The 16,724-nt window shown below is 60.5% G+C and carries 13 protein-coding genes, 2 tRNA genes and 2 pseudogenes; 4 read left to right on the forward strand and 13 right to left on the reverse strand.

What is annotated here, in order from left to right:
• Positions 1–14 precede the first annotated feature (14 nt).
• The 3 genes from rpsF to rnr all read right to left on the reverse strand — a co-directional run bounded on the left by rpsF (position 15) and on the right by rnr (position 4,067).
• Positions 15–440: a 30S ribosomal protein S6 gene (gene rpsF / locus QN085_RS23070; protein ID WP_013974420.1), complete on the reverse strand. Its 426-nt coding sequence runs from the start codon at positions 438–440 to the stop codon at positions 15–17.
• A 307-nt stretch (positions 441–747) separates the two neighbouring features.
• The gene (gene rlmB, locus QN085_RS23075; protein WP_003259007.1) at positions 748–1,494 is read right to left on the reverse strand and encodes a 23S rRNA (guanosine(2251)-2'-O)-methyltransferase RlmB; all 747 of its coding nucleotides are present in this window, start codon (positions 1,492–1,494) and stop codon (positions 748–750) included.
• Positions 1,491–4,067 (reverse strand): ribonuclease R, encoded by a 2,577-nt coding sequence (gene rnr, locus QN085_RS23080; RefSeq protein WP_025340822.1) that lies wholly within the window; start codon positions 4,065–4,067, stop codon positions 1,491–1,493. The genes rlmB and rnr overlap by 4 nt, the downstream gene beginning before the upstream one ends.
• Positions 4,068–4,338: 271 nt before the next feature.
• Between rnr and QN085_RS23085 the strand changes: the two genes are divergently transcribed.
• The 4 genes from QN085_RS23085 to QN085_RS23100 all read left to right on the forward strand — a co-directional run bounded on the left by QN085_RS23085 (position 4,339) and on the right by QN085_RS23100 (position 7,454).
• Positions 4,339–4,425, forward strand: a tRNA-Leu gene (locus tag QN085_RS23085).
• A gap of 88 nt (positions 4,426–4,513) precedes the next feature.
• A tRNA-Leu gene (locus tag QN085_RS23090) sits at positions 4,514–4,600 on the forward strand.
• A gap of 275 nt (positions 4,601–4,875) precedes the next feature.
• Positions 4,876–5,889 carry an extracellular solute-binding protein gene (locus tag QN085_RS23095; protein ID WP_013974422.1) on the forward strand — a complete coding sequence of 338 codons (1,014 nt, stop codon included), beginning with the start codon at positions 4,876–4,878 and terminating at the stop codon, positions 5,887–5,889.
• Entirely contained in the window at positions 5,889–7,454 is a 1,566-nt protein-coding gene (locus QN085_RS23100) for an ABC transporter permease (RefSeq protein WP_013974423.1), read from the forward strand. Before QN085_RS23095 ends, QN085_RS23100 begins: the two co-directional genes overlap by 1 nt.
• Before the next feature lie 50 nt (positions 7,455–7,504).
• On the opposite strand, the gene QN085_RS23105 is transcribed toward QN085_RS23100, so the two are convergent.
• From QN085_RS23105 to QN085_RS23145, 10 genes and pseudogenes are all read right to left on the reverse strand, one after another.
• Complete coding sequence (locus QN085_RS23105) at positions 7,505–8,161, reverse strand: Bax inhibitor-1 family protein (RefSeq protein ID WP_013974424.1); 657 nt, start codon at positions 8,159–8,161, stop codon at positions 7,505–7,507.
• A 228-nt stretch (positions 8,162–8,389) separates the two neighbouring features.
• The gene (locus QN085_RS23110) at positions 8,390–8,764 is read right to left on the reverse strand and encodes a hypothetical protein (protein WP_013974425.1); all 375 of its coding nucleotides are present in this window, start codon (positions 8,762–8,764) and stop codon (positions 8,390–8,392) included.
• Positions 8,765–8,887: 123 nt separating this feature from the next.
• Positions 8,888–9,235: pseudogene (locus QN085_RS23115) on the reverse strand (hypothetical protein); the annotation flags it as partial.
• A gap of 97 nt (positions 9,236–9,332) precedes the next feature.
• The gene (locus QN085_RS23120) at positions 9,333–9,710 is read right to left on the reverse strand and encodes a hypothetical protein (protein WP_015271999.1); all 378 of its coding nucleotides are present in this window, start codon (positions 9,708–9,710) and stop codon (positions 9,333–9,335) included.
• The gene (locus QN085_RS23125) at positions 9,707–10,681 is read right to left on the reverse strand and encodes a hypothetical protein (RefSeq protein WP_013974427.1); all 975 of its coding nucleotides are present in this window, start codon (positions 10,679–10,681) and stop codon (positions 9,707–9,709) included. Before QN085_RS23125 ends, QN085_RS23120 begins: the two co-directional genes overlap by 4 nt.
• 9 nt (positions 10,682–10,690) lie before the next feature.
• Entirely contained in the window at positions 10,691–11,179 is a 489-nt protein-coding gene (locus tag QN085_RS23130) for an Hcp family type VI secretion system effector (protein ID WP_031324578.1), read from the reverse strand.
• Positions 11,180–11,670: 491 nt separating this feature from the next.
• The gene (locus QN085_RS26065) at positions 11,671–12,555 is read right to left on the reverse strand and encodes a methyl-accepting chemotaxis protein (protein ID WP_374709148.1); all 885 of its coding nucleotides are present in this window, start codon (positions 12,553–12,555) and stop codon (positions 11,671–11,673) included.
• A 21-nt stretch (positions 12,556–12,576) separates the two neighbouring features.
• Positions 12,577–13,269 (reverse strand): annotated as a pseudogene (locus QN085_RS26070) (methyl-accepting chemotaxis protein); the annotation flags it as partial.
• 632 nt (positions 13,270–13,901) lie between these two features.
• On the reverse strand, positions 13,902–15,194 hold the full coding sequence (locus tag QN085_RS23140) for an adenylosuccinate synthase (protein ID WP_013974430.1): 1,293 nt from the start codon (positions 15,192–15,194) through the stop codon (positions 13,902–13,904).
• Between the two features lie 56 nt (positions 15,195–15,250).
• Positions 15,251–16,438 (reverse strand): ATP phosphoribosyltransferase regulatory subunit, encoded by a 1,188-nt coding sequence (locus QN085_RS23145; protein ID WP_013974431.1) that lies wholly within the window; start codon positions 16,436–16,438, stop codon positions 15,251–15,253.
• Positions 16,439–16,724 lie beyond the last annotated feature (286 nt).

A 16,724-nucleotide genomic window follows, 5' to 3' on the forward strand; every position in this document is an offset into this window, starting at 1 on the left:
TAAAGGTCCGTGGATTACTCGTCAGCGTTATCGCTGGAGTCGCTGTCATTGCTGTCGTCGCCGTCGGCGGATTCAGCATGCTCAGGACGCTCACGACGCTCACGGCGCTCGCTGCGGTTTTCTTCAGCCTTCAGCATCTCGGACTGGCCGGTAACGGCTTCGTCACGACGGATGACCAGGTTACGGATAACGGCATCGTTGTAGCGGAAGTTGTCTTCCAGCTCGGCCAGGGCCTTGCCGGTGCACTCAACGTTCAGCATCACGTAGTGAGCCTTGTGAACATTGTTGATTGCGTAGGCCAGTTGACGACGGCCCCAGTCTTCCAGGCGGTGGATCTTGCCACCATCTTCTTCGATCAGCTTGGTGTAACGCTCAACCATGCCGCCGACTTGCTCGCTCTGGTCCGGGTGAACCAGGAAGATGATTTCGTAATGACGCATGAATGCTCCTTACGGGTTAGTAGTCTGCCAGTGGATCTGGTCAGACAAGGAGTGAATGACACTGGTGTGTCTTGCCAGGGAGTAGAGGCACATGCGCACCTGCCAGCTCGGCAAGGGGCGCAATTGTAGAGAAGGCGAGGCGTACAAGCAAGGTGATTGGTGAATATTTGAACAGCCTGAAACACATTACAGACTGCCGGCCCTTTCGCGGGTAAACCCGCTCCCACAGATACCCCACAGGGCTTAGGCCTTGTGCGATCCCTGTGGGAGCGGGTTTACCCGCGAAGAGGCCGGTACAGGCCGAAGATCAGCGCTTGGCCTGACGCTGACGCACAGCCTCGAACAGGCACACGCCAGTCGCCACCGACACGTTCAGGCTGCTGACACTACCGCCCATCGGCAACTTCACCAGGAAATCGCAATGCTCGCGGGTCAACCGGCGCATGCCCTTGCCTTCCGCGCCCATGATCATCACCAACGGCCCGGTCAGGTCCTGCTGGTAGATCTCCTGCTCGGCCTCGCCGGCGGTACCTACCACCCACAGGCCACGCTGCTGCAGTTTTTCCAGGGTACGCGCCAGGTTGGTCACGGCCACCAGCGGGATCACCTCCGCAGCGCCACAGGCCACCTTGCGCACGACCGGTGTCAGGGTTGCGGACTTGTCCTTGGGCACCACCACTGCCGTGGCGCCGGCGGCATCGGCGGTACGCAGGCAGGCGCCAAGGTTGTGCGGGTCGGTCACACCGTCCAGCACCAGGATCAGCGGTGGCGTTTCAGTGCGCTCGAGCAACTCTTCGAGCATCAGCTCGCCCCAGACCTGGCTCGGGCTCACCTCGGCGACCACCCCTTGGTGCACGCCCTCTACCCAGGCATCCATCTCGCGACGCTCGGCCTGGCCGACTGCCACGCGATTTTCCGCAGCCAGCGCCAGCAACGCCTGCAGGCGAGGCTCGCTGCGCCCTTCCGACAGCCAGATCTGCTTGACCCGCTTCGGATGGTGCTGCAGCAATGCCTGCACGGCGTGCACGCCGTAGATCTTTTCCAGCTGACTCATGACTTGCTCTTGCTCTTGCGTGGCGCGCCGGACTTCGACGGGCCTTTACGGTGCTTGGTCGGCTTGCCGGAGGCCTTGCCGCCCTTGTCCGACTTGCTGCTGGCATGGCCGCCACTGCGCGCCTCGCTCATCAGCGCCTTCTTCATTTCGCGGCTCTTGCGCACTTCGGCGTTACGCTGCACAGCGTCTTTCGGGAAGTATGCCTCGGCGGTCTCGCTCTTGCGGCTGCGCGGCTTCGGCGTGGCCTTGGCCTCGACCGGGGCCTGCTCGGCCTGGCCGGCAGCCGGTGCGGCACCACGCTGCTTGCGGCCGATCGGGGCGGCGAGGGTCTTTTCCGACACTTCGAAGTCGATCTTGCGTTCGTCCAGGTCGACGCGCATGACCTTGACCTCGATCGTGTCGCCCAGTCGGAAACTGCGACCGGTACGCTCGCCAGACAGGCGGTGGTGCACCGGGTCGAAGTGATAGTAGTCGCCCGGCAGCGCACTGACGTGCACCAGGCCTTCCACATAGATATCGGTCAGCTCGACGAACAGGCCGAAACCGGTCACCGCGGTGATCACACCCGGGAAGGTCTCGCCCACGCGGTCCTTCATGAACTCGCACTTGAGCCAGTTGACCACGTCACGGGTGGCTTCATCGGCCCGGCGTTCGGTCATCGAGCACTGCTCGCCGAGCTGCTCGAGGGTGTTCTCGTCGTACGGGTAGATGCGCGCCTTGGGGATGCTCATGGCGCCGGCACGCTTGACGTGCGGGGTTTCGACCCTGGAACGGATGATGCTGCGGATGGCGCGGTGCACCAGCAGGTCCGGGTAGCGACGGATCGGCGAGGTGAAGTGGGTGTACGCCTCGTAGTTCAGGCCGAAGTGGCCGTTGTTGTCGGTGCTGTACACCGCCTGGCTCAACGAACGCAGCATCACGGTCTGGATCAGGTGGAAGTCCGGGCGCCCGGCGATGCTCGCCAGCAGTGCCTGGTAATCCTTCGGCGACGGGTCCTTGCCCTTGTGCAGGGTCAGGCCTAGTTCGCCCAGGAAGGCGCGCAGCTTTTCCAGACGCTCCGGCGGCGGGCCGTCGTGCACGCGGTACAGGGCCGGCACGCCATGCTTCTGCAGGAATTCGGCGGTGGCCACGTTGGCCGCCAGCATGCATTCTTCGATCAGCTTGTGGGCGTCGTTGCGCACGGTCGGGCGGATTTCCGCGATCTTGCGCTCGTCACCGAAGATGATGCGGGTTTCCTGGGTCTCGAAGTCGATCGCGCCACGGGTGTGACGGGCCTCCACCAGCACCTTGTACAGGTTGTACAGGTTCTTCAGATCCGGCACGACTGCCTTGTACTCCTCGCGCAGCGCCTTGCCCTCACGGGTGCGGGAGTGCTCGAGCATGCTGCTGACCTTGTTGTAGGTCAGGCGGGCGTGGGAGTGGATGACGCCTTCGTAGAACTGGTAGTCGACCATCTGGCCGGCTTTGTTCATGGTCATTTCGCAGACCATCGCCAGGCGATCGACATGCGGGTTCAGCGAGCACAGGCCGTTGGACAGCTCTTCGGGGAGCATCGGTACCACGCGCTCGGGGAAGTACACCGAGTTGCCGCGCTGCTGGGCCTCGACGTCCAGGGCCGAACCCAGGCGCACATAGCTGGACACGTCGGCAATGGCCACATACAGGCGCCAGCCGCCGGAGAACAGGCGCAGCTTGCCCAGCGGCTCGCAATAGACGGCATCGTCGAAGTCGCGGGCGTCCTCGCCGTCGATGGTGACGAACGGCAGGTGGCGCAGGTCGACGCGCTTCTCCTTGTCCTTCTCTTCGACTTCGGAGCGGAACTTGCGCGCTTCCTTGATCACGTCTTTGGGCCAGACGTGCGGGATATCGTAGCTGCGCAGGGCAACGTCGATTTCCATGCCCGGCGCCATGTAGTTGCCGATGACCTCGACCACATCGCCTTGCGGCTGGAAGCGCGGGGTCGGCCAGTGGGTGATCTTGATCTCGACGAACTGGCCGATCTTGGCACCGCCGTTGCGCCCGGCAGTGACCAGCACTTCCTGCTGGATCTTCGGGTTGTCCGGGGTCACGTAGCCGATACCGCCTTCTTCGAAGTAACGGCCGACCACGCTTTCGTGGGCGCGGGAGATGATTTCGACCAGCACGCCTTCACGGCGGCCACGGCGGTCGACGCCAGAGACGCGGGCCAGGCCGCGGTCACCGTCGAACACCAGGCGCATTTGCGACGGGCTGAGGAACAGATCTTCGCTGCCGTCGTCCGGAATAAGGAAGCCGAAGCCGTCGCGGTGACCGGAGACGCGGCCGCAGATCAGGTCCAGCTTGTCTACCGGGGCATAAGTGCCGCGCCGGGTATAGATAAGCTGGCCATCGCGCTCCATTGCACGCAGGCGGCGGCGCAGGGCTTCGATCTGATCTTCGTCGTACAGACCGAACTCGGCCGCCAGCTCCTCGCGTGCGGCCGGTTCGCCACGGTCGGCGAGGCGCTGCAGGATCAGCTCACGGCTGGGAATAGGGTTGTCGTATTTTTCCGCTTCGCGAGCGGCCTCGGGATCGAGGGATTGCCAATCGGCCATCAGAAGGGGTTCACCTTGGGGTATATAGATAGGAATTCTGGCATAGGCGTATTGAAACCGGAAATGTCAGCCTTGGACAGCCCCACCGGCGTGTCTGGCGAGGACGAATAGGCCTGCGGAATCAACAAGTTGAATTTTTTGAAATTTTTTTTGCTTGGGGGGTTTACAGCCCCCCGGACCGTCCGTATAGTGCGCACCACAACGACGGACAACCCCGAAGTTGTAGTAGAGATGAGCGGCGCTGTAAAGCATCAAGTAATCTCGAATGTGTGCCCAGGTGGCGGAATTGGTAGACGCGCTGGTTTCAGGTATCAGTGGCTTAACGGCCGTGGAAGTTCGAGTCTTCTCCTGGGCACCAAATATTTTCAAGTAACAGATGACCAAGGATCTGTTACTACTGTGTGAAAGCGAACGATAGTCGCCTTCTCCAGATGATGTAAAGCTTTGCCCAGGTGGCGGAATTGGTAGACGCGCTGGTTTCAGGTATCAGTGACTTAACGGTCGTGGAAGTTCGAGTCTTCTCCTGGGCACCATACAAAAACCCACTAGCTTGCTAGTGGGTTTTTTCTTGCCTGCGATTTTTGTATCCCTCCTCTTTTCGGTCATAGGTGCAAACCTGTGCCGGCCTCTTCGCGGGCGCGCCCGCTCCCACAGAATCATCACAGGCCTTCCGGCTAGTGAAATACCTGACACCTTCAGACTCTTGCACCATGGTCTGACCATGAATTTCTCGTCACCCGGCCACTTGAGAAACGATTTCGTTTACCATTGTTTCCAAATATGTAGCCGTAAGCGAGGAAGTACCCGCATGACGATCCGCCCGCAACCGCTGATGCGTACCTTGGCCGCCGCCGTGCTGAGCCTGGCCATCGGCGCTCCGGCCGCCATGGCAGACGCACCGGTCACCCTGACCATGTACAACGGTCAGCACAAGGAAATCGGCGAGGCCATCGCCAAGGCCTACGAGGCCAAGACCGGCATCCACATCGATATCCGCAAGGGCAGCAGCAACCAGCTGGCCAGCCAGATCATCGAGGAAGGCGAACGCTCGCCGGCCGACATCATCTACACCGAAGAGTCCCCTCCCCTGAACAACCTGGGCGAACTGGGCCTGCTGGCGAAGATCGATGACGCCACCGCGAACATGATGCCCAAGGAGTACGTTGGCGCCAACGGCACCTGGATGGGCATTACCGCCCGTACGCGCATCGTCGTCTTCAACCCGAAGAAGGTCGACGAGAAAGACCTGCCGACCACAGTGATGGACTTTGCCAACCCCGAGTGGGAAGGCCGTGTCGGCTATGTACCCACCAGCGGCGCCTTCCAGGAACAGGCCGTGGCTATCCTGAAGATGCACGGGCGAGAAGCCACCGAAGAATGGCTGACCGGCCTGAAGGCATTCGGCAAGACCTACACCAACAACATGGTCGCCCTCAAAGCCGTGGAAAAAGGCGAAGTGGCTGCGGTACTGGTGAACAACTACTACTGGTATGCGCTGGAGCGCGAGCGCGGCAAGCTGGACACCAAGCTCTACTACCTGGCCGATGGCGATGCCGGCAACCTGGTCACCATTTCCGGCGCAGCCGTGGTCAAGGCCAGCAAGCACCCGAAAGAAGCCCAGGCCCTGCTCAACTGGATGGCCAGCGAAGAAGGCCAGCGCGTGATCACCCAGACCACCGCCGAGTACCCGCTGCACAAAGGCATGGTCTCCGACCGCGGCCTGAAGCCGTTCGAAGACCTGCGCCCACCGAAGATCTCACCAGCCGACCTGGGCAATGCCGAGGAAGCGATCGAGCTTGAGCGCGAGGTCGGCCTGCTCTGATGACTGCCGCCCTGTCCGAACCGGTGCCGGTTCGCTTCGTACCGCGCCGCAAGCGCCCCTCTGTCTGGGTGGTGCTGCCTGTGCTGTTCCTGGTAGCGATGAGCTTGCTGCCTTTGCTGTACGTTGCCATGAAAGCCTGGGAGGCCGGCTGGCGCGAAGCCTTGCATCTGCTGTGGCGGCCGTTTGTCTGGGGGCTGATGCGCAACACCCTGATGCTGATGGTCGGGGTGACGCTGACCTGCATGGTGGTCGGCCTGGCCCTGGCCTGGCTGCTGGAGCGCAGCAACCTGGCCGGCCGCCGGTTGTGGGGCGTGGTGCTGTGCCTGCCGTTCGCCGTGCCGTCGTTCGTCAGCAGCTTCACCTGGGTGTCGCTGAGCTCGGACTTCGAAGGGCTGGGCGGGGCGATCATGGTCATGGCCCTGTCCAAGTACCCACTGGTGTTCCTGCCGGTGGCCGCGACCCTGCGCAACCTCGATACCTCGCTGGAGGAATCGGCACGTACGCTGGGCTGCAGCCGCTGGGGCGTATTCATCAAGGTCACCCTGCCGCTGCTGTGGCCATCGATGCTGGGCGGCGCGCTGCTGATCGCCCTGCACATGCTGGTGGAGTTCGGCGCCTTGTCGATCCTCGGCTTGCAAACCTTCACCACGGCGATTTACCAGCAGTTCGAACTGGAGTTCAGCAATGCCAACGCGGCCATGCTGTCCGCCGTACTGTTGGCGATGTGCCTGGTGATGCTGTGGCTTGAACTGCGGGTACGTGGCAAGGCCCGTCACGTGCGCATCGGCCAGGGTGTGGCGCGGCGAGCACAACCGGTGCGGCTGCGTGGCTGGGCAGTGCTGGCGCAACTGTTCTGCGTGGGCCTGGCGGTGTTGGGCAGCGGAATTCCGCTGGCCATGCTCGGCTACTGGTTGAGCGTGGGTTCATCGGCGGCATTCCCAGTGGCAGCCATTTCCAAGGCGCTGTTCACCTCGTTGTCGGTGTCGCTGGGCGGCGCCGGCTTCTGCGTGCTACTGGCCCTGCCAATCAGCTTCCTGGTGGTGCGCTACAAGGGCCGCCTGGCAATTTGGGCCGAGCGCCTGCCATACCTGTTGCACGCCCTGCCCGGCCTGGTGATTGCCCTGACCCTGGTGTTCTTCGCCCTGCATTACGTGCCGGCGCTGTACCAGACCACGGCACTGTTGCTGCTGGCCTATGCGCTGCTGTTCCTGCCGCTGGCGCAGTCGCCGGTGCGCACCGCACTGAACAAGGCTTCACCTACCCTGGAGGAAGCGGCACGGACCTTGGGCGCAAGCAGCTTTGCCGCGTTCTGCCGGGTGACCCTGCCGATCATCTTCCCGGCCATGGCGGCAGCTTTTGCCCTGGTGTTCCTGGATGCCATGAAGGAACTGACAGCTACCTTGCTGCTCAGCCCGACCGGCATGACCACCCTGGCCACCGAGGTATGGGCGCATACGGCCAACGTCGAGTTCGCGGCGGCGGCGCCTTATGCGGCATTGTTGATTGTGGTTTCGGGGTTGCCGGTTTATCTGCTGACTACGCGGATGTATTTGAACAAGGCTTGAAAGCTTGCCCAGGCCGCCATGCGGCCTGGGCATTAAGCCACCTGGGCAACTCACTTCTTGGACATGATCCGCAAGACCCGCAGAAACAGATTGATAATGTCTAGATACAGCGATGCAGCGCTGTCTATTGCATTATCCACGGTACGCTCAATCTGGTTCGCACGCCCCCAATCAACCCCGATATAGCCACAGAAGATCAGTGCAGTGATCCAATCCATTACCCCGAGATGGATACCGAATAACCAAACCTGCGCCAATTCAACGAAGATCACAGCTATCAAAGCTATGCATAATGACGCCTTGATGCGCTTGAAGAAGCGGGGGAATACAGACCCCAGCAACATCATGGTAACGGTTAGCAAGACGGTCGCCTGCAAGGCATTCACGATGTTTTCATGTGAGTACTTTGGGAGGACGATGACAAGCAGCAACCCGACCGGAATCACGATCAGGTTGTAGCCGAGGAAACTGTACAACGGCTTTTCAGATTTGAAGATGATCGCGACACCCGCTAGCGCGGTGATCAAGTAGCCAACCAGGAACAGCATCATGGGGATGGACCGAACAATATCGGGCGGCACCGTGATTACCAGATACCAGTTGACGAAGAAGCCCCACAGCAGTACTGCGCCGAGGATCAGATTGTAGATGCACGCCGATATTTTATGATTGGTTCCGAGTCGATTGAAGGTTTCGTTCTCCAGCATGTCTGTTATGCCCCCCTGGCGTCTATGCTTGTAAATACTGCCCGCGATAACGTGCGCTCAACGCCACCCCGCTAAGCAACTGCTGTTTCGCGGCGGCGGAGCCTTATGCGGCGTTGTTGATCGTGGCATCGGGTTAGCGGTGTATTTGCTGACTATACGGATGTATTTGAATAAGGCGGAGAACGGGTCCAGACTGGTGACCAACCCGATTTCATTAATATACACCCGTCATCTCAGAAACCTTATCCAAACACAGAACATAGCCAGCAAGACAAAAAGCAGCACGTGAGCATGCCATAACCAAACCAGTAGTTTTTTAAGGCTTTGAGGGGCATTGCGGACATCTTCACTGTCCAACATACCTTTGCGAATGCAAAAACCCTTCATTGATAGCATCGCGGAAACTGACCCCAAACGCATAATCTGCCCAAGCATACCAGCACGGGCATACATTGCTTTGTTTCCCACAACCATGGGACTATTTGAGAAGCTTGCCTCGACCTTATCAAGGAAGCGGTATGCAATTACAATCCACGTTCCAAACATTAAAAATGGTGATGCAAACAAACACACTCCGAGCACCGCGACCTGCACATTGGTCATTACAGCACCTCATATAAAACTTCTCCAAGAAACTCGCCACCCATTTCTCCTAACGCCCCACCTACACTACCTCCAGCCACCCCGCCGAGCACCACGCAAGCGACAGCCCCTGCACCTGCTGTGATGCAGTTGATCAATCTCCTCTAGCGTTTTCTTGATAGCCTCAAGATGCTTGTTCCAGGCATCACTGGCTGCACCTGCACCTATAGACGCACGGGTCAACAAGCTCTGCAACAGATCATAGTTCTCTAGGAAGAATCCATCGATTCCCCCTCCGTTCAACTCGATATCAAGGTGTATCCCAGCCGCCTTACCCATGAGAAAAGCTTCATGACTAGTGCAGGAGGAGGGGGTGCTTGGTTCACCCACGATCACGAGTTCGCCAGGGAAAACGACGCTATTGGCAATATGCGCATTCAACACATCAAACTTGGCCCGCTGATTGGACGATATCGGCGTGCCGGCCTTCAGCGACTCATACGATTGCGCCTGAAGATTGCACTTGCTCCACCGCCGCCGGCACCGTGCTGCCGGCGATCGGCGCAAACTCGCCTACCCACACCCCAAATTAATAGCCTTCCAATTTCAACCAACTCCAAAGACCTATGAGCGACAAAAAAATAGCGACATGAACAAACCACAAGCCCACAAGCATACGGCGCAAACCACCAGGAAATTTCTTTACATCCTGAAGATCCAAAAGGCCTTTACGAATGCAAATCGCCCTCATCGACAACATTACGGATGCGGAGCCGGTACGCATCACTTTACCCAGCAAACCCGCCTGACCAAAAATCTTTTTATTACCAGAAACCATTGAACTATTAGAAAGCAACGACTCTATGTAACTCACATAGCGAACTGAAATATAAACCCATATAAATATGACCATGAACATAGCCATCATTAAAGGAAGACCTAACCACCTGGCGTCGAAGCCAATCATTGCGTCACCTCATATAACAACTCACCAAACATCTCACCGATATCACCTACGACCGAACCGCCTGCAGCACCACCCACGGCGCCTCCAATGACAGTACACGCGAGGGCCCCCGGACCGCCTGTCGTCACTCCGAGGAAAAGTACGCATCCAGTTCCCCCTAGAAATCCACCAATCGACCCGCCCGCGATCGAGCCCCCCGTACTGCCGACCAGAGAGACTCCTTCCACATACTTGGCCTTTCTGCAATCTTCAGAGCGTCCAAAGGTACATGCATGATGGATACTCAGCCCTGTTGAAGCCACGTCGAGCCCCAAGCCGATATAAGTGCCCTTCTTTATCAGACTTGCCGCTTTCGAGACGCCAGCAATCTTTTCGGCATATCCAGCAATCTCACCTGTATGTAGGTAGCTCTTGGTAGATATCTCGAGCGCTCTTTTCACCGATCCCTTATTTTGCAGGCCCGAACCATACGCAGCCATGTTGTTCAACTGCCCTTCCAACTTCATAAACAATGCCATTCTCTTGGCATAAAATTCGTCACGCGCTTTTAGCGTGCCGTTTTTCAAATACTCCCGATGTAATATCTCGATTTCTTCCAACGTCCTCTTGATCGCATCGAGGTATCTGCTCCAACCATCGCTCACAACGCCTGCCCCCATGGAGGTATGAGAGAGCAAGCCTTTCAACATCTCATAGTTATCCAGAAAGAAGTCATCCACCCCAGCGCCATTGATCTCAAGCTGATGGTGTATCCCCGCCGCCTCTGCCATCAAATATGCTTCATGGCTCGTACACGATGGTGTACTGGGATCTCCAACAATCACCAGCTCCCCTCCGACAACCACGCTATTGACGATATGCGCATTCAACACATCAAACTTGGCCCGCTGATTGGCCGACATCGGCGTGCCGGCCTTCAACGACTCATAGGATTGTGCCTGGGGATTGATGAAGCTACGTGCCTCGGACATAGTCGCACCTCACGCATATTTCTTGTTGCTGATGCGATCCCAGCCGCCGGTCACATTGCCGCCGGCACTGCCGTCGAGGCGCTTCTGCCGCGTGTAGGTGGTCTTGATGCGGCCATAGTTGAGCTGCACTACTTCCACCGGCACGCCAGCATTGGCGCTTTGGGCGTAGTCGGCGATGATCACTTCTTCGAGAACGACTTCGTAGTACTTGAGCTTTTCGGTACCGGCCCGGCACACCACCAGCTTCACTTCCTTCAGGTGCTGGCCGGCACAGCTGGCTTCGAGCAGCTTGCAGCTGGCGCTGTCCAGGTACTTGGTGAAGGTGAAGTTGGTGAGCGTGGTACGCCCAGAAGATGCGCCACCTGCAGAGCTTGCGGTGGCAGAAGTGCTCTGGTTGGCACCGAACTTGTAGCCGATGATTTCGATCCAGTTGGCGTACTGCTCGTCCAGTGCTTCGCCAGTGATTTCCGCGATTTGAATATAAGCATCGAAAGCCATGCTTACCTCTCCTTGGTAAAAATTGGGCTGATAACGACGGTGTTCGGACATCGCCGCCTTGAGGTTGTTCCCGAAGGCGAATGGCGGATTGCATTGCGTGCCTTCAGGTGCGATTGACACTAGCTCCCCATGCCTGGCGCGACAATAGAATGCGGACAAACAAGGTTAATTTGGGAAATTGCCTACAAATTTACCGATGAAGTCAGCTTGATCGGTGTGGAAGCAGGCTTGGCCGCGAAGTAGAAACCGCGGGGCTGGCACGGGCTTCGCCCGTGTTCGCGGGTGAGCCCGCTCCCACAGTGATCTGAGCGTAGACTTTTAGATTTTGGGGTGAGGGCTACCAGGTGCTTGTCGTGGGTTCTGAGGTGGTGCGCAAATCGAGCGCCGCCCGCGCGGCGCTCGATCTCATAGGCGCTGAAAATACTGCGGCCAACACCTCCCAGCCCAGAAGCTTTCTCAAAAGGCACCTACACAAAAGCGCATCTACATGATCAAGCTCTGAACTGGCCCAGGCTGGCGCGCAACTGAGCCGCCAGATCATCCAGCACCTTGCTACTGGCCGTGGTCTGCATCACCACTTCAGCCGAGCGCTCAGCCTGAGCATGGATAGTCTCCACCCGCCCACGCACAGCTTGCGCCCCATTCGCCTGCTGCTCGGCCGCGCGGGTGGCCAGGCCGATGGCTGCATGCACCTGCTCCACCGCCGCCTGCACCGACTGCTGGCGACGCTCGTTGTCACGCAGCACCAGCAACCCTTCGCTAGCCTTGAGCCCGGCCTGGCTGATAGTTGCCACAGCTTCCTTGGCGCCCTTTTGCAGCGCGGCGATATGCGCCTGGATATCTCCCGTGGAACTTTGCGTCTTGCTCGCCAGCGCCCGCACCTCATCGGCCACCACGGCAAACCCGCGCCCGGTTTCGCCAGCACGGGCGGCTTCGATGGCCGCGTTCAAGGCCAGCAGGTTGGTCTGTTCGGCGATGCCGTGGATAACCGTCAGCACCACTTCGATCTGCTCGCTCTGCTTGGCCAGGCGCTCGATCACCTGGGAGCCGGCCTCCACCTGCCCGGCCAGGTTCTCGATCAAACCGGCTAGCTGGGTTGATGTGCGGCTGTTCTCGTCAGTTGCCTGGCGGATATCCACCACCTGCTGCAGGGCTGCCTGCATCGCGTGGCTTTCAGCCTGGGCCTCGTCGGCCATGCTTGACAGGTCGCGCAGGCTGGCCGCCACTTCATCGCGTTGCAGCGCAGCGGCAGCATCGGCGCCGGCATTGCGCTGGGCCATTGCGCCAATCTCAACGCCGGTACGCTGCGCCACCTCGCCGGCCTCGCGCACGATGGGCTGCAGCTTGTCGACAAAGCGGTTCACCGCCGAGGCCATGTCGCCGATTTCATCGCGGCTGTCGAGCAGCACGCGCTTGGTCAGGTCGCCTTCACCGGCAGCGAGGTCGTCGAGTGCAGCGATCAGCAGGCGCAGCTTGCTCAACACCCGCCGGCCAAGCACCACGGCTACCACCAGCAGCACCCCTAGGCCGACCAGCACCAGCCCCAGGCCGATGCGCCAACGCAGCTCTGCAGCAGCATCGCGAACCGTCTGCGCTGTATTGGCCTGCATCGCGGCGGCGCTGCCCTGGGCCTTTTCCAAACGCTCGCGCAGGGTGTTGCCACTCTCGGCCGCAGCACCGACAAGGCTGTCACCGACCAGTTGCTCACCACTGGTGATAAGGGCGGCGAAGCGCTGGTCGAGCGCCTTGAGCTCCTGGTCGATGCCAGCCGTGGAAACACCCATCACCACCTTGCCGATTTCCGCACCATTGGGGCTGATCGAGGCCTCGACAAAGTACACCGCCGGGTCCCGCCGTGCCGCGTCGATCACCTTGTCCAGCGCACGCTCGCCCTGACCTTTTTCCATCAACGCCTGGTTGATCGGGTTCTGCCGGTTCAGGTAGCGGGTAAGGTGCTGGCCCTGAGCGTCGTCGTAAACCACAAACAGCACGTTGGGGTTGCGCTGGGCGCGGCGCGCGAAGTCGGAGAGCACCGGCACGTCGTTGTCCCATATCGCCCGCGGTGCGACCGACGCCAGCAGCTCGGCCATATCGTTGGCGGAGTCCTTGAGGTTCTTCTCCAGCGTGCTGCGCAGCTGCTGCTGCTCGCTTTGCAGGCGTGCCGACAAACCTGCACTCAGGCGCTGGCGGGTGCTGCTGGAGAGGCCGTCGAGGCCTGAGCGCACATCTTGCCCGGCTTGCTCCAGCTCACTGGCGAGCTGGCGGCTGTCATTGCCCAGGCGTTCACCCAGGTCGGCTTCCAGGGCGGTGACCGTGCTTCGGGTAAGCGCAACGGCGACCAGCACCTGCACCAAAAGAGCGATACCAAGGGCAACAAACACAGGCCGCAAAAGGCGGCTTCGTAACAGTGAGAGGATGGCAGACACGGTGTAACCCTCGTGTTTTCTGGCGCCACTATTTTGATGGCATCTTCAGAAACTTCTTACAGCAAGGGTTGTGCCGGCGGCAGCAGGGAAATGTGCCAAGGTCTAGCAATGAGGTTGCCCGCACGGGCCTCTTCGCGGGTGAACCCGCTCCCACATGGACCGCGCAGGTCCTGAGGGCTGTGCAGGACCTGTGGGAGCGGGTTTACCCGCGAAAGGGCCGGGACAGGCAGACCCCACAAATGAAAACGCCGCAGCCCCTTTCAGGGCCACGGCGTCAGATCAGCCTGGAAGGCAGATCAGGCGAACGGATGACGCAGAACGATGGTCTCGTTGCGGTCCGGGCCGGTGGAGATGATGTCGATCGGCGCGCCGATCAGCTCTTCGATGCGCTTGATGTAGGCGCGAGCGTTGGCTGGCAGTTCTTCCAGGGTTTTCACGCCCAGGGTCGACTCGCTCCAGCCTGGCATCTCTTCGTACACCGGCTCCAGGCCGATGTAGCTGTCGGCATCGGAAGGCGCGTCGATGACGGCACCGTTCTCGTTCTTGTAGCCAACGCAGATGTTGATGGTTTCCAGGCCATCCAGTACGTCCAGCTTGGTCAGGCAGATGCCCGAGATGCTGTTGACGTCGATGGCGCGACGCAGGATCACGGCATCGAACCAGCCGCAACGGCGCGCACGGCCGGTGGTGGAGCCGAACTCATGGCCACGCTTGGCCAGGGTAGCGCCAGTCTCGTCGAACAGTTCGGTCGGGAACGGACCGGAACCTACGCGAGTGGTGTAGGCCTTGGTGATACCCAGGATGTAGTCCAGGTACATCGGGCCAACGCCAGAACCAGTGGAGATACCGCCAGCGGTGGTGTTGGAGCTGGTGACGTACGGGTAGGTACCGTGGTCGATGTCCAGCAGCGAGCCCTGGGCGCCTTCGAACATGATGTCCTTGCCGGCGCGACGCAGGTTGTGCAGCTCGGCGGTGACGTCGAGCATCATCGGCTTGAGCTGTTCGGCGTAGGCCATGCATTCGTCCAGGGTCTGCTGGAAGTCGATGGCCGGCTCTTTGTAGTAGTTCACCAGCTGGAAGTTGTGGTAGTCCAGCAGCTCACCCAGCTTGGCGGCGAAACGCTCGCGGTGGAACAGGTCGCCCACGCGCAGGCCGCGGCGTGCGACCTTGTCTTCGTAGGCTGGGCCGATACCACGGCCGGTGGTGCCGATCTTGGCTTCGCCACGGGCTTTTTCGCGGGCCTGGTCCAGGGCAACGTGGTACGACAGGATCAGCGGCGCAGCCGGGCTGATGCGCAGGCGCTCGCGCACCGGTACGCCCTTCTCTTCCAGCTTGGTGATTTCACGCATCAGGGCATCTGGGGCAACGACCACGCCGTTGCCGATCAGGCACTGTACGCCTTCACGCAGGATGCCGGACGGAATCAGGTGCAGAACGGTCTTTTCACCGTTGATCACCAGGGTGTGACCCGCGTTGTGGCCACCCTGGTAGCGCACTACGGCGGCAGCATGTTCGGTCAGCAGATCGACGATCTTGCCTTTGCCCTCATCACCCCACTGGGTGCCCAGGACGACGACATTCTTACCCATTACATTGGTCCTCATTCACGCAAACTTGGTTGCCGGCCTACTGCCGGCGCAGAAACTCACTGGGCCAGCGGCAGAACCTGCCAGCGCCCGTCTTGCTGAATCAATTGCCGATCACAATCCGCCTCGAGAGCAGCACTCAACGGCTGGCCAGGCAGGGCCTGGACCACACGCTGGCCCTCGTTGCGCAACTGGCAGACTTGCTGCCAGAGGGCCGCGTCGCCACTGTCCGGCATCCAGATGCCGCCAGTTGGCAATACGACCTCCGCTCGCCCCAGTGTGACCAGGGTCTTCAAATCCGTGGAGAAACCGGTGGCCGGGCGGGCCCGGCCGAAATCGGCGCCGATGTCGTCATAGCGCCCGCCCTGGGCGATCGATTGGCCTTCGCCCGGCACGAACACGGCGAACACCACGCCTGTGTGATAGTGGTAACCGCGCAGCTCGCCGAGGTCGAAGTACAGCGGCAGGTCCGGGAAGCGTGACGCCAGGCGATCGGCGATCGCCAGCAGGTCGTCCAGCGCCGCCAGCACGCTGGCCGGGGCACGGCCCAGGCGCACGCGAGCTTCGGCCAGCACTTCGCGGCCACCGCACAGTTCCACCAGCGCGCGCAGCATGTTGCCCAGGTCCTTCGGCAGGTCGGCGGTCAGCACCTGAACCTCATCCACGGCCTTGCGCTGCAGGGCGTCGAACAGCTGCTGCTCGACCGCGCCGGACAGGCCGGCAGCACGGGCCAGGCCGCGGTAGATACCGACGTGGCCCAGGTCCATGTGCACATCCGGCACATCGGTCAGCTGCAGCGTGGCGAGCATCAGGCTGATGACTTCGACATCGCTGGTGGGGCTGGCATCACCGTACAGCTCGGCACCCAGCTGGATCGGGCTGCGCGAGGTGGACAGGGCACGCGGCTGGGCGTGCAGCACGCTGCCGGCATAGCACAGGCGGCTCGGGCCTTCACGGCGCAGGGTGTGGGCGTCAATGCGCGCCACCTGCGGGGTGAAGTCGGCGCGGAAGCCCATCAGGCGACCGGACTGCGGGTCTACTACCTTGAAGGTGCGCTGATCCAGGTCCTGGCCGGCGCCGGTGAGCAGCGACTCCAGGTACTCGATATGCGGGGTGACGACCAGCTCGTAGCCCCAACTCTGGAACAGGTCCAACACCTGGCGGCGCGCGATCTCGATGCGCGCGGCCTCAGGTGGCAGTACTTCCTCGATGCCATCTGGCAGCAGCCAGCGGTCTACCGTTGCCATTACGCCATTTCCCCTCTGGTCCGGGCGGCTTGCCAGCAGGCGAGCCGTCAGTAAAGCCGGTATCGCGCACAGCAGCGGGCAGCACTGATCCCAGCGCAGCCACCGTACCCGACACCCTCGAATTGCCTTGCGACCTGACCAATCCGCCAACTGGCGGTTTGCCAATCAACCTTGCAGACGCAAAAAAGCCGGGAAATTTCCCGGCTGCCTCATCATACACCCCTTTTCATTCAGGATGCACCCCGCCTGGCGTTTTAGCTGCCAGGCGGGGCGCCGCCGCATGAAA

This window comes from Pseudomonas sp. M2(2023) (assembly GCF_030263955.1).
Taxonomy (GTDB): domain Bacteria; phylum Pseudomonadota; class Gammaproteobacteria; order Pseudomonadales; family Pseudomonadaceae; genus Aquipseudomonas; species Aquipseudomonas asiatica.

Excerpts from the sequence above, each read along its gene's own strand:
- rpsF (WP_013974420.1), bottom strand. The coding sequence starts at position 440 with ATGCGTCATTACGAAATCATCTTCCTGGTTCACCCGGACCAGAGCGAG.
- rlmB (WP_003259007.1), bottom strand. The coding sequence starts at position 1,494 with ATGAGTCAGCTGGAAAAGATCTACGGCGTGCACGCCGTGCAGGCATTG.
- rnr (WP_025340822.1), bottom strand. The coding sequence starts at position 4,067 with ATGGCCGATTGGCAATCCCTCGATCCCGAGGCCGCTCGCGAAGCGGAA.
- QN085_RS23095 (WP_013974422.1), top strand. The coding sequence starts at position 4,876 with ATGACGATCCGCCCGCAACCGCTGATGCGTACCTTGGCCGCCGCCGTG.
- QN085_RS23100 (WP_013974423.1), top strand. The coding sequence starts at position 5,889 with ATGACTGCCGCCCTGTCCGAACCGGTGCCGGTTCGCTTCGTACCGCGC.
- QN085_RS23105 (WP_013974424.1), bottom strand. The coding sequence starts at position 8,161 with ATGCTGGAGAACGAAACCTTCAATCGACTCGGAACCAATCATAAAATA.
- QN085_RS23110 (WP_013974425.1), bottom strand. The coding sequence starts at position 8,764 with ATGACCAATGTGCAGGTCGCGGTGCTCGGAGTGTGTTTGTTTGCATCA.
- QN085_RS23120 (WP_015271999.1), bottom strand. The coding sequence starts at position 9,710 with ATGATTGGCTTCGACGCCAGGTGGTTAGGTCTTCCTTTAATGATGGCT.
- QN085_RS23125 (WP_013974427.1), bottom strand. The coding sequence starts at position 10,681 with ATGTCCGAGGCACGTAGCTTCATCAATCCCCAGGCACAATCCTATGAG.
- QN085_RS23130 (WP_031324578.1), bottom strand. The coding sequence starts at position 11,179 with ATGGCTTTCGATGCTTATATTCAAATCGCGGAAATCACTGGCGAAGCA.
- QN085_RS26065 (WP_374709148.1), bottom strand. The coding sequence starts at position 12,555 with ATGGCCTCGGCGGTGAACCGCTTTGTCGACAAGCTGCAGCCCATCGTG.
- QN085_RS23140 (WP_013974430.1), bottom strand. The coding sequence starts at position 15,194 with ATGGGTAAGAATGTCGTCGTCCTGGGCACCCAGTGGGGTGATGAGGGC.
- QN085_RS23145 (WP_013974431.1), bottom strand. The coding sequence starts at position 16,438 with ATGGCAACGGTAGACCGCTGGCTGCTGCCAGATGGCATCGAGGAAGTA.